The following is a 13,499-nucleotide window of genomic DNA, read 5'->3' as shown; positions in this document are numbered from 1 at the left end:
CCTTCGTCTATTTATCTGTATCAGATTCAGCCGGCGGCGTGTAAGTCCGATCCGCTTTTGCCGGTTCCGCATCCGATTTCGGCGGTATGGCGCTATGCGAGCTATCACGCCCCGCGCCCGCATTATTGCGATGATCGGGCTCGTTATCAGGCATCTCCCCGGATAGCTGCTTACGGGTCGAAAGCTGGCGCTCGATATCCGTCAGGTTCTCCAGCTTCTGCCTTGTCGTCTCAAGCTGATATTGTAGGTGCTCTTGCTGAGTTTGCAGTGACTCCAGCTGTTTATCCGTAGATTCCTGCAATCGCTTATAGCGTAAGCGCTCATCGGATAAAGCCAGAAACAGCGTTTGTCTGTCGCGCCAGGTCTGTATCAGCGGACGCAATGCCGCAGGAAAATCGAGGCGGAATAAATTGATCTTCTCCAACATCTGCCGACGTTCCGCCGGCGTGATGCCCGCATTATCCAGCAAAATGCCCTGTTTGAAAGCGCTCTCCCAATCGCCGCCCGCCACTAGCTGCGCCTCTTCCCGCGCCTGCGCCTGGGTCAACCGGCCGGCGCAATCCATCGCCCTCAGCCAGTACAGCGCGTTATCCATGGCTTCCCGATCGCTCACTTGCCAGAGATGCTCGCACTGCGCCACGCGATAATCGGTGACCTGTTCTTTCGGCGTTAGGTTTTCCAGGCCATATGCCGATATGCCTCCCCCCGCATTATTGTTACAAGCAGTCAGGAGCGATATCGTCAATAACAGCAAGGATGGCATCACCACGGTCTTTAACATACGGCTGAAAGACGCATCGAACATGGCGGAAAACCAAATGCGCAGCGGAAAAGGAGCGGCGAACCATGCGTTCATTATTTATTCATTCTCGGAAGTTAATGGCAATTCAATACGAAAACAGACATCTGCATAGTCAACGGATATCAGGCTTAGCTCGCCGTGCATTCGGCGGATACAATCCCGGGCGATACTCAACCCCAACCCGCTGCCTTTTACCGCGCCTTTACGCTGATGGCTTCCCTGGTAAAAGGGCTCGAAAATCATGCTATGCTCCGCATCGGGAATCGGCGTGCCGCTATTGGCGACCTCAATCTGAACCCGATTACCCGTCAGACGGCTATAGATCCAAATGTTACCGGATTCCTTGCCATAGTGCACCGCATTGGAATAGAGATTGTCGATTACACGCATCAATAGCGTCGTTTCCGCCCAACAGAATTCAGCTTCCAGTTTAATATCGGTATGCATCATTTTGGCTCTGGCCGGCAAACTATGGGACGATACGACGATATCGACAATTTCTTCAATTTCGACCCGTTCCAGCTCCGTCGGCGCATCCGCCAGTTTGCGATTATAGTCCAGTAGCTGTTCAATCAATTGCAGCAGATGCCGGCTACTGCTGTCCAGAATGGACACCACTTCTTTCTGATCGGGCGTCAGAGGACCTACTACCTCATCAGCCAGCAGTTCCGTACCTTCCCGCAGGCTTGCCAGCGGCGTTTTCAACTCATGGGAAATATGCCGGAGAAATTCATGCCGTTGCGACTCCAGCCAGGAAAGCCGTTCGCTCAGCCAGATAATGCGCTGCGCCAACGAGCGAATTTCACGCGGACCTTTAAAGGTGCTGGTATTCCCTAAAGACCGCCCTTCCCCCAGACGATTGATCATCCGCTCGACGCCATTTACCGGACCGATGATCATTCGAGTGAACAGGAAGACCAGCAACAGACTCACCAGAAACAGCAATAACGATTGCCAACCGAAAAAATGACCGCGTTCAGCAATCGCCTGCTGCAATTGTTGTCCACGGGAAAACACCACTTCGCGCGTCATCTGAACCATTTGTCCATTTGCGCGGGAGAAATTTTCCAACAGCGCGGATGCAGCCTGGTCGGGACCGCTATTGTGGCAGTGTAATTCTGTCAGTTGGGTTAAATATTGACGCAGCGTTTGATAATAGCGCTGATCGGGTAAGACGGAAGCGTGCGCGTCCAGCATTTGGGAATACTGGTTACGCTGGTCCTGGTAGAGTTTCGCCAGCGTTTGATCATCCAGCACGCAGTACTGGCGATAGCTACGCTCCATAGCCAATGCTACGCTGGTCATCGCCTCGCTTCGCCGGGCATCCCTCGACGTCGTGCGGTTGATCTCTGCGGCCTGCTCGCTAAGCGTATCCAGGCTTTGATACGCTTGATAAGCCAGCACCAATAAAGGCAACAGCACCAATAAAAACGCCATAATGACCAACTGCCGCAGAGAACGCGGGAATAAACGCCATCGTTTCAAGGAAATCATCTCGTTACCTATCGTTCCGCTCTGATGCTAATCGAGTAATATAAAAGTTCAACGTTTTCCCCTACTGAATGCGCGCCGCATTCCAATACGAAAGTAACGCCAAAGCAAAAAAACGCAGGCTAAGCAGCAAGGATGATCATCAACAGGAGAGGCGTGCGGACTGGATGTTAAAGCATTGCGCGGTCAGAAGATATTGCTCTTCTGACCGCGGAACTGAATAGGTGGTGCCTCACTCAACGTGTCGCCCGATGTTTGATAAAGTCAGCTTTCGCGTACTGTTATCGATCTGTTGGACGATAGGCACCTTTTCTTTTGGCGTCATTCCGGGTGTTATGAGCGAAAGTCTCTGCCAATCAGCAGCGCAATCATAACCAGTTGAATGAGCAACTCATATACATTAGCACTATCTGTGCCACTTTTGAAAGACAGAAACCGTCAATATGATTTTTAAGTTGTTTTTATTGTTACTTTTTTATCAGCACGTAAGTTATGCGCCGTAACCCGCCGATTTACCCACGCGACTCGCCATTCTGTCGTTAAAAAACGACATTGCCGCAGAAAATAAATTACACCTTTAAAAATCAATGAATTAATTGTCACCATTTGGCGACATCGAAAATGGCGCCTGTCGTGCTTTTGCGACAGATAGGTGAAAGCCCCTCATATCGCTCTCAGGCTCCAGTTATCGATTCATTGCTAAAAGAGATTGGGCGGAACGAGGATATACAAAGCCGCCATCGACAGCCCAGGATAGGGAGAACGATGGCGTAGCGCATCAGACCGAAGGGGCCGAACAAAGGCCCCTTGCGGTTTTACTCAAGCTGACGTTACCCCAGCTGTTTACGCGCGTTGCGGAACATACGCATCCATGGGCCGTCTTCCCCCCACTCTTCCGGGTGCCAGGAGTTGCTGACCGTGCGGAATACCCGCTCAGGGTGCGGCATCATGACCGTAGCCCGGCCGCTGGCGCTGGTCACCGCGGTGATGCCGTTTGGCGAGCCGTTCGGGTTGGCGGGATAATTTTCCGTCGCCTGACCATAGTTATTCACATAGCGTAACGCCACCAGGCTTTGCTGCTCCAGCGCGGCCAGATGAGCGCCATCGCGGACCTCAACCAAACCTTCGCCGTGTGAAACAGCGATAGGCATACGCGAACCCGCCATGTCGTTCATAAACAACGACGGGCTCTTCTCGACCGTCACCAGACTAAAGCGGGCTTCGAAACGCTCCGATTTATTCTTGACGAAACGCGGCCAGAGTTCGGCTCCGGGGATCAGCTCTCTCAGATTCGACATCATCTGGCAGCCGTTACATACCCCTAACGCCAACGTCTGCGGACGCTGGAAAAACGCCGCGAACTCATCGCGAACTCGAGGATTGAAAAGAATGGACTTCGCCCAACCTTCACCCGCGCCCAGTACGTCGCCATAAGAGAAACCGCCGCAGGCAACCAGCGCATGGAAATCGTTCAGATCCCGGCGGCCCGCCAGCAGATCGCTCATATGAACGTCGACGGCGTCAAAACCGGCGCGGTGGAAAGCAGCGGCCATTTCAATATGGGAATTAACCCCTTGCTCACGCAATACCGCCACTTTCGGACGGACCTGGCTGGCGATATAAGGCGCGGCAATATCTTCCTGCGGCGCAAAAGTTAGCGCCACATTCAAGCCGGGATCGCTGTCATCCTGTTTGGCGCTATGTTCTTGATCGGCGCACTGCGGATTATCGCGCAGTCGTTGCATCTGCCAGGTGGTTTCCGCCCACCAGGTACGCATGGTGTTGCGGCTTTCGCGGTAAATCACTTCCTCGCCACGCGTAATAATAAAGCGGGCGCCCTCTTCGGCCCGGCCAAGATAGTGGACACAGTCCGCCAAGCCGTGCTGAGCGAATACGCTTTCCACCTCCGCCCGACGCGAAGCAGGAACCTGGACAACCGCCCCCAGTTCTTCATTGAACAGCGTAGCCAGCGTATCGTCGCCTTGCGAAGCGATATCAGTATTCACGCCGCAGTGGCCGGCAAATGCCATCTCGGCCAGCGTGACCAACAAACCGCCGTCAGAACGGTCGTGATAGGCCAACAGCGCTTTATCCGCCACCAGTTGCTGCATGGCGTTAAAGAAGCCGGCTAGCTGTTGCGCATCGTGAACATCCGCTGTTTTTTGGCCTAACTGACGATAAACCTGAGCCAGCGCCGTAGCGCCCAGCGCTTTGCGCCCAGCGCCCAGGTCGATCAGCAATAAGGCGTTGTCCTGATCGGTACGCAACTGAGGCGTCACCGTATTACGAACGTCTTCCACACGGGCAAAAGCAGAAATCACCAGCGACATCGGCGAGGTAATAGCTCGCTCTTCCCCGTTTTCCTGCCAGCGGGTTTTCATCGACATAGAGTCTTTACCGACAGGGATCGTTAATCCCAGCGCCGGACAAAGCTCTTCGCCAATCGCTTTCACCGCATCGTAAAGCCCGGCATCCTCTCCCGGATGACCGGCTGCCGCCATCCAGTTTGCCGAGAGCTTAACGCGAGTCAGCGGGCCGATATGGGTCGCGGCAATATTGGTTAATGCTTCGCCGACCGCCAGGCGCGCGGATGCGGCGAAATTACGCAACGCCACGGGCGCGCGTTCACCAATAGACATCGCTTCACCGTAATAGCTGTCCAGGCTCGCCGTCGTTACCGCGCAGTCGGCCACCGGCACCTGCCACGGGCCGACCATTTGATCGCGGGCGACCATGCCGGTAACCGAACGGTCGCCAATGGTAATCAGGAAGGTTTTTTCCGCCACCACCGGCAGATGCAGCACACGCTCGACGGCTTCAGCCAGATAAATGCCATCGCGTTTTAACGGGGCGCCCTCCACCTGTTTGCGTTCAACATCACGCAGCATTTTCGGCGTTTTGCCCAGCAAAACATCCAGCGGCAGGTCGATTGGCTGATTATTGAAATGGCGGTCGTTCAGCGTCAGATGCTGTTCTTCCGTCGCCTCGCCAATCACCGTATAAGGCGCGCGTTCACGACGGCAGATCTCATCAAACAGCGCCAGTTGTTCCGGCGCGACAGCCAATACATAACGTTCTTGCGACTCGTTGCACCAGACTTCCAGCGGGCTCATGCCCGGTTCGTCATTCAAAATGTCGCGCAGTTCAAAACGGCCGCCGCGGCCGCCGTCGCTAACCAGTTCCGGCATGGCGTTGGATAGACCGCCGGCGCCCACGTCGTGAATAAACAGGATCGGATTCTGTTCGCCTAACTGCCAGCAGCGATCGATCACTTCCTGACAACGGCGCTCCATTTCCGGGTTATCGCGCTGAACGGAAGCAAAATCCAGGTCGGCGTCAGACTGGCCGGAAGCCATTGACGATGCCGCCCCGCCCCCCAGCCCGATATTCATGGCCGGACCGCCCAGCACGATTAATTTGGCGCCGATGCTGATTTCGCCTTTCTGCACGTGATCGGCGCGAATATTGCCGATACCGCCCGCCAGCATGATGGGCTTATGATAACCGCGCAGTTCCATACCGTTATGGCTGTCCACCCGTTCTTCATAAGTCCGGAAATATCCGGTCAGCGCAGGACGGCCAAACTCATTATTAAACGCCGCGCCGCCCAATGGGCCTTCAGTCATGATATCCAGCGCGCTGACGATACGATCGGGCTTGCCGAAATCCTCTTCCCACGGTTGTTCAAAACCGGGAATACGCAGGTTTGATACGGAGAAGCCGACCAGGCCCGCCTTGGGTTTAGAACCGCGCCCTGTCGCGCCCTCATCGCGAATTTCGCCGCCGGAGCCGGTTGCCGCGCCCGGCCAGGGTGAAATAGCGGTCGGGTGGTTGTGGGTTTCCACCTTCATCAGAATATGCGCTTCGCCCTGATGATAATCATAGTTTCCCTGAGTATCGGCATAGAAGCGGCCAACGGCGGAACCTTCCATAACCGCGGCGTTATCCTTATAGGCTGATAACACGTATTCCGGCGTATGGACAAAGGTGTTCTTAATCATCTTAAACAGCGACTTCGGCTGTTCCACACCGTCTATCACCCAGTCGGCATTAAAGATTTTATGACGGCAGTGTTCGGAGTTCGCCTGTGCGAACATGTAAAGCTCGATATCCGTCGGGTTACGGCCCAGCTTATTGAACGCCTCCAGCAGATAATCGATCTCATCTTCCGCCAGAGCCAGCCCCAACCGGATATTCGCCTCTTCCAGCGCCTGACGGCCGCGCAACAAAATCTCAATACGTTTTAACGGCGCGGGTTGATGATGCGAGAATAGCTGCTCCGCCTGCTGCATTTCATCAAAAACGCTTTCCATCATGCGGTCATGCAGCAACGCGCCCAGTTGTCGCCACTGGTCATCGCTCAGCGTCGGCGCATGAATATAAAAAGCCAGGCCGCGCTCCAGACGTAAAACTTTACTCAATCCGCAGTTACGCGCGATATCGGTCGCTTTGGAAGACCACGGGGAAATCGTACCGGGACGGGGAGTCACCAACAGCAAACGGCCTTGCGGCTCATGTTCAGCGAGAGAGGGGCCATATTTCAGCAATCGCGTCAGTTTGGCCAGTTCATCGTTGTTCAGTGGCGCATTGACATCGGCAAAATGCACGTATTCGGCATAGATATCGCTAATCGGCAAAAAGTGCTCTTTGCACCGGACAAGCAGTTTATTAATACGAAAAGCCGACAAAGCAGGTGAACCACGCAGTATTTCCATAATCTAAAGTTCTCTCGTCTTCGATGCACTGACAGCGGTGCAATCGTTGGGCGCTACAGGGGGGAAACGCGCGTCATTATAGAGAATCCTTTCTCAGGACGAAACCGTTTGCGTCGCTATTGTGAAACATCACGTTACGACACTGATTGATCATTAAGCAAATCAATAAAAGTTGCACACTGCGGTTTTGTTACGCAAAATGCCCCGACTCTGGGAGTTTTCGTATAAAAAATCGCCGAGCGCGATTGTAAACTTCGCTTGCGACGGCCCGTAAAGGTGGAGGGCAGGATAGCCCGCCATAAAAAATGGCCGCAATAAAAATAGGCTGGCAAGCCGCCGAGAGACAATTATTTGAAGCGTTTAAAGATAAATTATTTTTTCATTGGGGTTATCGCGTTACTGCTGGCGCTGGCTTTATGGCCAAATATCCCCTGGCGCAGCAGTCAGGACGTTCAGCTCAGACAGATCCTCTCACGCGGTGAGTTGCGTATCAGTACCGTCAATTCGCCATTGACTCACACTATCAGTAACGGCGCCCCGACAGGTCTTGACTATGAACTGGCTAAACGTTTCGCCGATTATCTCGGCGTCAAGCTGGTGGTTTCGTCGCGTAAAAATCTTGACGACCTGTTTGACGATCTGGATAACGACGATGCGGACATACTGGCGGCCGGACTGATTTACAACCATGAGCGTCTGGGGCGCTTTCGCGCCGGGCCGACCTACTATTCCGTTTCACAACAGTTGGTTTATCGTTTGGGGAATACCCGGCCCAAAACGATGGATAAATTAAAGGGACGCCTGGCTGTGACGTCGGGTTCTGCATATATCTCCACACTACGCGATTTGAAAGCGGACAAATATCCGCAGTTGAATTGGGAATCCGCGTCCGATCTGACCACGCAAGAATTGCTGAAACAGGTCGCTGACGGCAAACTCGACTACACGCTGGGGGACTCGGTAACCGTTGGATTAATGCAGCGGATTCATCCGCAGCTTGCCGTCGCCTTCGATCTCAGCGATGAAGAGCCGGTCACCTGGTATATGCGGCGCTCTCACGATGACAGTCTGTCGGCGGCGTTGCTGGATTTTTTCAGCCGTATCGTTGAGGATGGCTCCCTCGCCCGCCTGGAAGAAAAGTATTTGGGCCATGTCGGCGAATTTGATTACGTTGACACCACCACATTCCTCTCCGCCATCGACGAAACATTACCCGATTTCCAGCCGTTATTTGAAAAACATGCGACGGATATTGACTGGAAGTTGTTGGCGGCCATTTCCTATCAGGAGTCGCACTGGAATCCGCTGGCGACCTCGCCGACCGGCGTTCGCGGGCTGATGATGCTTACCCGCAATACCGCGGAAAGCCTGGAGGTTTCCGATCGCCTCGATCCTGAGCAAAGCATTCGCGGGGGCGCGCAATATATGTCCCATATGATGCAAAAAATGCCCGATACCATCCCCGAAGATGAGAAAATCTGGTTTGCGTTAGCGGCTTATAATATGGGATACGCCCACTTGCTGGACGCCCGTAAGCTGACGGCCAAACAGAACGGCAACCCTGATAGCTGGGTCGATGTAAAGATTCGTCTGCCCATGCTTAGCCAGAAACGTTACTACGCGCAGACCACTTACGGTTATGCGCGCGGACAGCAAGCCTATAACTACGTGGAGAACATTCGTCGCTATATGGTGAGCCTTGAAGGGTATCTGCTGGAGAAAGAGGCCAGGGCAAAACTGAAGCTGTTATCGGCGCAGGGTTATCCCGCCGTTCCGCCGGATAGTGTACCGGACTGATGCATACCGCCAGCGGTTTCCTTCCTCCCCGCCATCTCCCAACATTCTCGCGTCAGTAGGCGGAAGTTTTTTCCGCTGGCGGCCCGATGCCGCCGGAGATTTCCGCCTGCGGGAGAATTATCAGTTTTTTCTTTCCGCCGCGCGCCTTGCTTTATGCTGCTCACGCCGCATACGGAAAAAAGCGCTCAGCATTGCGGAACACTCCGCCGCCAACACGCCGGAATCAATGGTTATCTGATGATTCATACCGGGATGCCGCAAAATATCCACCAGCGATCCCGCCGCGCCGGTTTTTTCATCCGCCGCGCCGTAAACCAGACGGCCGATGCGGCTGTGGATCATCGCGCCGGCGCACATAATGCAGGGTTCAAGCGTCACATACAGGGTGGTACTCAAAAGACGGTAGTTTTGCAGTACCGCCCCGCCCTGACGCAACGCCATGATTTCAGCGTGGGCGGTGGGATCGTGATGCCCGATGGGACGATTCCAGCCCTCGCCTATCGCCTGATTATCCAGAACCAGCACCGCGCCGACCGGCACTTCGCCTTCATCCTGAGCGCGTTGGGCCAGCGTCAGCGCGTGACGCATCCAATATTCATCATCCAACTCGCGACTCACGATTTCCTCTTACGCTGTTTTTAAACGCCTTGCGGCGGGCATTATAGCTATTGAGCGCGTCTGAACAAGGCCGGAGAAAGGTTATTCCAACTGTTGCAGGCTGCCATTGGGCGTCACTCGCCAGCGGTGCTCACAAAAATAGAGCAGCGGATTATCCTGCTTGCTGTCGCTGTAGCCGCTATATAACCTTAACGGCGCCCCCAGACGCTGCTCCATCTGAATGACTTTTTCCTGTCCCAAACAACGCAGCGTCAATATCCAGCCGCCGCCGCGCCGCGTTATCTGACTCCCCATTAACCGCACGCCAGGTAAAAAAGAGGAATCATGATAAACCTGCTCAACTAAACGTTGAGGTGAACCGGTTACCAGCCAAACCTGAGCATGCGTATCTTGTAAATACTCCGTCAACCGCTGCTGCACCTGCGGGAAAGGCGTTACCTGGCGGCGGAAATCATTAACAAACTGTTTTTCCAACTGGACCAGATGTTCCTCATCGCGGCCAAAGGTAATGGCCCACAACAGCCAGCTCATCGGCCAGCGGGCGGCGCGGCCATAAACCAACAAGCCAAAACCGATAACCGGCAATAATGGAAGAACGAGAATAAGATTAAGCGGTAACCGCCTGAGCAGAAAGCGCAGAAAACTACCAAACATATCCTGCTGATGCAGCGTGCCGTCTAAATCAAAAAACACAATGCGCAGGTCTGGCTGGTCACTCAAAACATCACTCCTCAATGAGCTATAGTAAATAAAGAGGGTATTTCATCGTGTGAGATCGCTGATAAAGCGTCATTCGCGTTATTCTAGTTTTCCTCACGTCGTACTGCCGCCATAGTAATCGTTTTTTGCCATTATGAATGTAAGATATTCTGCAACTATATATAATCTAAAATCTAATTGATTCGTCTTCGGACTGACGAAGCGCGCCCGATGGGCAAACAGAGAAACATCCGTGCAATACCACTTGCCTAGGGCATCCTATTACAAGCTTTTTCTGATCTGCTGTCTGTTGCTACTGCTGGCGGGCTACCTGCGCGCAGACTGGGACTTCCCGCTTATTACTCAGCGGACGGAACAGCTTTACGGTCCCGCTTCGCCAGAGGCCAGACGGCGAATTAATGAATGGCAGGCATTACTGACGGCTCAGCGTAATGCGGATGAACAAAAACAGTTGGAGGCGGTGAATCGTTTTTTTAATGAACGCTTGCTGTTTCGCGACGATACCGTCATATGGAATCAGGATGATTATTGGGCTAGTCCCATAGAGGCGCTGCGCAAAGGCGCGGCGGATTGCGAAGATTACGCTATCGCCAAATATTTCACTTTGCGCCATTTAGGCGTGGCAAGCGACAAACTGCGCATCACTTACGTCAAGGCGCTGCGTCTTAACAAGGCCCATATGGTGCTTACCTATTATCCGACGCCGACTTCAATTCCACTGGTGCTGGATAACCTGACGAACAACATCCAACCTGCGACCCAGCGCACCGACTTGCTGCCGGTTTACTCCTTTAATGGGGAGGGATTATGGCTACCGGGAGCAAGCGGCAACAAACGAGTGGGCGACAGCAAACGACTTTCACGCTGGCAGGATTTATTGACCAAAATGCGTGCTGAGGGATTTTCAATTGAGGAGTAGAATGAGGCTATGTCTCTATACAAACAATTACTGATAGCCATCTGCTTGTTCGTGCTGATTATTTTCAGCGGAAGTTTTTTGTCAGCCTGGAAAATTCTCGCGAGCAGTATAATAACCAGCTTCATTCCCATGCACAGGATGCGGCGACCGCGCTCGGTTTATCCCTGACGCCGAATATCGACGACCCGGCGATGGTGGAACTGATGGTCAGCTCCATCTTCGACAGCGGCTACTTTTCCAGCATCCGCGTTCGCGATTTAAAAACCAATAAAGTCACGCTCGAACGCATGTCGTCGCCGGAAGTGCCCGATGTTCCGGCCTGGTTCGTCCAACTGGTTAACCTTCAGCCCGGCGCGGGCGAGGCAATCGTCATGCGTGGCTGGGAACAGGCGGCCAAGGTGGAAGTGGTCAGCCATCCCATGTTCGCCATCACCCGTTTGTGGAAAAGCAGTTCCGCCACGCTGATCTGGCTGCTCGGCTGCGCCACGCTTGGGGTTTTACTCGGCGCGTTATTGCTGCGCCGCCAGCTGCGCCCGCTGAATTATATAGTGGAACAGTCGCTGGCGATCACCCGCCGCGAGTTTCTCAGCCAACCCGATTTACCCAGCACGCCGGAGTTCCGCCGGGTAGCGCAGGCGATGAATCTGATGGTCAGCAAACTCAAAACACTATTTGAGGAAGAAGCCGAGCGCAGCGAACGTTTACGGCAGGAAGCCTACCTGGATGCGCAGACCGGTCTGGCTAATCGCCGCGCTTTCGATATCCAGTTTCAAGATAAACTCGCTGATGACGAAACATCACCGGGCTTTCTGATTATGATCCGCATCCAGGATCTATCCGGCATGAATCAGCGGCTGGGGGGCAGCGTACCGACGCGCTGCTGGCTTCCGTCGGACAGATCATCCGCAAGATACAGAAACAATATGCCAACACGGAAAGCCTGTCCGCCCGTATTCGCGGCGGCGAATTCGCCCTACTCTGTCCAGGACTAGTAGAGAAGGAAGCCTTTACCCTGATAGGCGAACTGACGCGTAACATTGACAGCCTGTATTTAACCGGTGAAACGGACGTATCCCCGGTCGCCAGATTTTGTATGGTGCCATTCCGCTCCGGCGACAGCACACAATCGCTGCTGAGACACGGCGATCAGGCGCTGACCAGCGCCGAACGTCATTCCGATAAAATGACCGTCGAGGAACTCCAGCCCCTTTCAGAACAAGTGGAAACCGACCGGCACATGTGGTTTAGCCGGCTTGAGTCCATCCTGGAGCAGGAACAACTGCAGCTTTTCCTGCAACCGGTGGTGGAGTGCCTTAATCCGGATAAAATTCTGCATCATAAGGTGCTCTCAAGGATTGAAGACGAACAGGGAAACAGCATCGCCGCAGGCCATTTCCTTCCCTGGGTGCAACGCTTCGGCTGGAATACCCGTCTGGACCGGGTGATACTGAAGCAGGTATTGGATTATTTACGTCAATATGAAGGGACGCTGGCGTTAAGCATCTCCTGCAGCACGGCTCTCGACCTGCCTTTAATGGCTCAACTGCTGGCGCCGCTGAAAAATCAACCTCATCTGGCCAAACGTCTGATCCTGGAATTAGATGAGAATCAACTGCCGGACGCCGTTCAGTTTGACGCATTAATCAAACTTCTGAACGAATATGGCTGCGCGCTGGGGCTTCAGCACTTCGGCGGACGTTTTAATATGATCGGCAACCTGTCGCAATGGGGCCTAGCTTACTTAAAAGTAGACGGCAGCTATATTCGCAATATCGATCGCGAAGCGGACAAAAAAATGTTTATTGAAGCGATGTACCGGGCAACCAACAGCATTGCGCTGCCGCTTATCGCCGAACGCGTGGAAACCAGCGGCGAATTGAAGGTGCTCCAAGAAATGGGGCTGCAGGGCGCGATGGGGCGTTTACTGGGAGAACCGGCGCCGGCCACGAAATGATAGCTCATCGCCGAGGGCGGCCGCCCTCGGCGCGACGGTAAATGCCAATCCCGCCATGCATTCAGAACATACTGTCGTCATCGTCGCTGATTAACTTGTTCAATCCGCCGTTTAACGCCTCACGCGCCTGCGCCCGGCCAATCAGTTTCAACTGCGCCGCCGGCGGGAAATCAGTAATATTGATGACGCCTTTATCGATTAATACCTGAATCAAATCTTCAAGAACCCGCACCATTTCCAGGTCGCTTTGACGCAACTGCTGTAAACCGGCCGCCGCCGTTTTATGGCTTTCATACCACGCCAATGCCTCTGTCGAACCGTCAGCGAGTTCGCCATTCATTTCGGGAAAAGGCCGCTCCTCAACCCTGATTAGATGGCCGTTGCTATCACGCTGGATATAAAACATACGCCGAGACCTTATTAAACATGCTTGATAAAAGAAAGGAACCTCGTTGCCATAGGTTCCTTTCTAAGTCATCACCC

The 13,499-nt window shown here is 53.7% G+C and carries 8 protein-coding genes and 1 pseudogene; 3 read left to right on the top strand and 6 right to left on the bottom strand.

Translation table 11 applies throughout. From position 1 onward, the window contains the following. Positions 1–7: 7 nt before the first annotated feature. From qseG to purL, 3 genes are all read right to left on the bottom strand, one after another. Positions 8–856, bottom strand: a complete 849-nt coding sequence (qseG, locus tag HC231_RS05900; protein WP_208230136.1) for a two-component system QseEF-associated lipoprotein QseG — start codon at positions 854–856, stop codon at positions 8–10. Positions 857–859: 3 nt separating this feature from the next. Further along, positions 860–2,296, bottom strand: a complete 1,437-nt coding sequence (locus HC231_RS05895) for a sensor histidine kinase (protein ID WP_208230135.1) — start codon at positions 2,294–2,296, stop codon at positions 860–862. Between the two features lie 827 nt (positions 2,297–3,123). Beyond that, the gene (purL, locus tag HC231_RS05890) at positions 3,124–7,008 is read right to left on the bottom strand and encodes a phosphoribosylformylglycinamidine synthase (RefSeq protein WP_208230134.1); all 3,885 of its coding nucleotides are present in this window, start codon (positions 7,006–7,008) and stop codon (positions 3,124–3,126) included. A gap of 351 nt (positions 7,009–7,359) precedes the next feature. On the opposite strand from purL, the gene mltF reads away from it, so the two are divergent. Further along, on the top strand, positions 7,360–8,805 hold the full coding sequence (mltF, locus tag HC231_RS05885) for a membrane-bound lytic murein transglycosylase MltF (protein WP_208230133.1): 1,446 nt from the start codon (positions 7,360–7,362) through the stop codon (positions 8,803–8,805). 120 nt (positions 8,806–8,925) lie between these two features. Here the strand turns inward: mltF and tadA are convergent, their stop codons facing one another. Together tadA and yfhb are read right to left on the bottom strand one after the other, a co-directional pair. Then, the gene (tadA, locus tag HC231_RS05880) at positions 8,926–9,393 is read right to left on the bottom strand and encodes a tRNA adenosine(34) deaminase TadA (protein WP_246494795.1); all 468 of its coding nucleotides are present in this window, start codon (positions 9,391–9,393) and stop codon (positions 8,926–8,928) included. Between the two features lie 111 nt (positions 9,394–9,504). Then, positions 9,505–10,143, bottom strand: a complete 639-nt coding sequence (gene yfhb, locus HC231_RS05875; RefSeq protein WP_208230132.1) for a phosphatidylglycerophosphatase C — start codon at positions 10,141–10,143, stop codon at positions 9,505–9,507. Between the two features lie 232 nt (positions 10,144–10,375). Here yfhb and lapG point away from each other — a divergent pair, with 232 nt between their 5' ends. Further along, positions 10,376–11,062 carry a cysteine protease LapG gene (lapG, locus tag HC231_RS05870; protein ID WP_208230131.1) on the top strand — a complete coding sequence of 229 codons (687 nt, stop codon included), beginning with the start codon at positions 10,376–10,378 and terminating at the stop codon, positions 11,060–11,062. 9 nt (positions 11,063–11,071) lie between these two features. Further along, positions 11,072–13,016 (top strand): annotated as a pseudogene (lapD, locus tag HC231_RS05865) (cyclic di-GMP receptor LapD). 61 nt (positions 13,017–13,077) lie between these two features. On the opposite strand, the gene HC231_RS05860 reads toward lapD, so the two are convergent. Further along, positions 13,078–13,422, bottom strand: a complete 345-nt coding sequence (locus tag HC231_RS05860; RefSeq protein WP_208230130.1) for a tryptophan synthase subunit beta — start codon at positions 13,420–13,422, stop codon at positions 13,078–13,080. Between the last annotated feature and the right edge of the window lie 77 nt (positions 13,423–13,499).

Origin of the sequence: Brenneria izadpanahii, assembly GCF_017569925.1 — a bacterium.
Lineage (GTDB): Bacteria > Pseudomonadota > Gammaproteobacteria > Enterobacterales > Enterobacteriaceae > Brenneria > Brenneria izadpanahii.
Note: the sequence above shows the minus strand (reverse complement) of the source record. Positions and strands in the feature narration are given on the sequence as shown.

Coding starts and splice junctions, on each gene's coding strand:
- qseG (WP_208230136.1), bottom strand. CDS start 856: ATGAACGCATGGTTCGCCGCTCCTTTTCCGCTGCGCATTTGGTTTTCC.
- HC231_RS05895 (WP_208230135.1), bottom strand. CDS start 2,296: ATGATTTCCTTGAAACGATGGCGTTTATTCCCGCGTTCTCTGCGGCAG.
- purL (WP_208230134.1), bottom strand. CDS start 7,008: ATGGAAATACTGCGTGGTTCACCTGCTTTGTCGGCTTTTCGTATTAAT.
- tadA (WP_246494795.1), bottom strand. CDS start 9,393: ATGCGTCACGCGCTGACGCTGGCCCAACGCGCTCAGGATGAAGGCGAA.
- HC231_RS05860 (WP_208230130.1), bottom strand. CDS start 13,422: ATGTTTTATATCCAGCGTGATAGCAACGGCCATCTAATCAGGGTTGAG.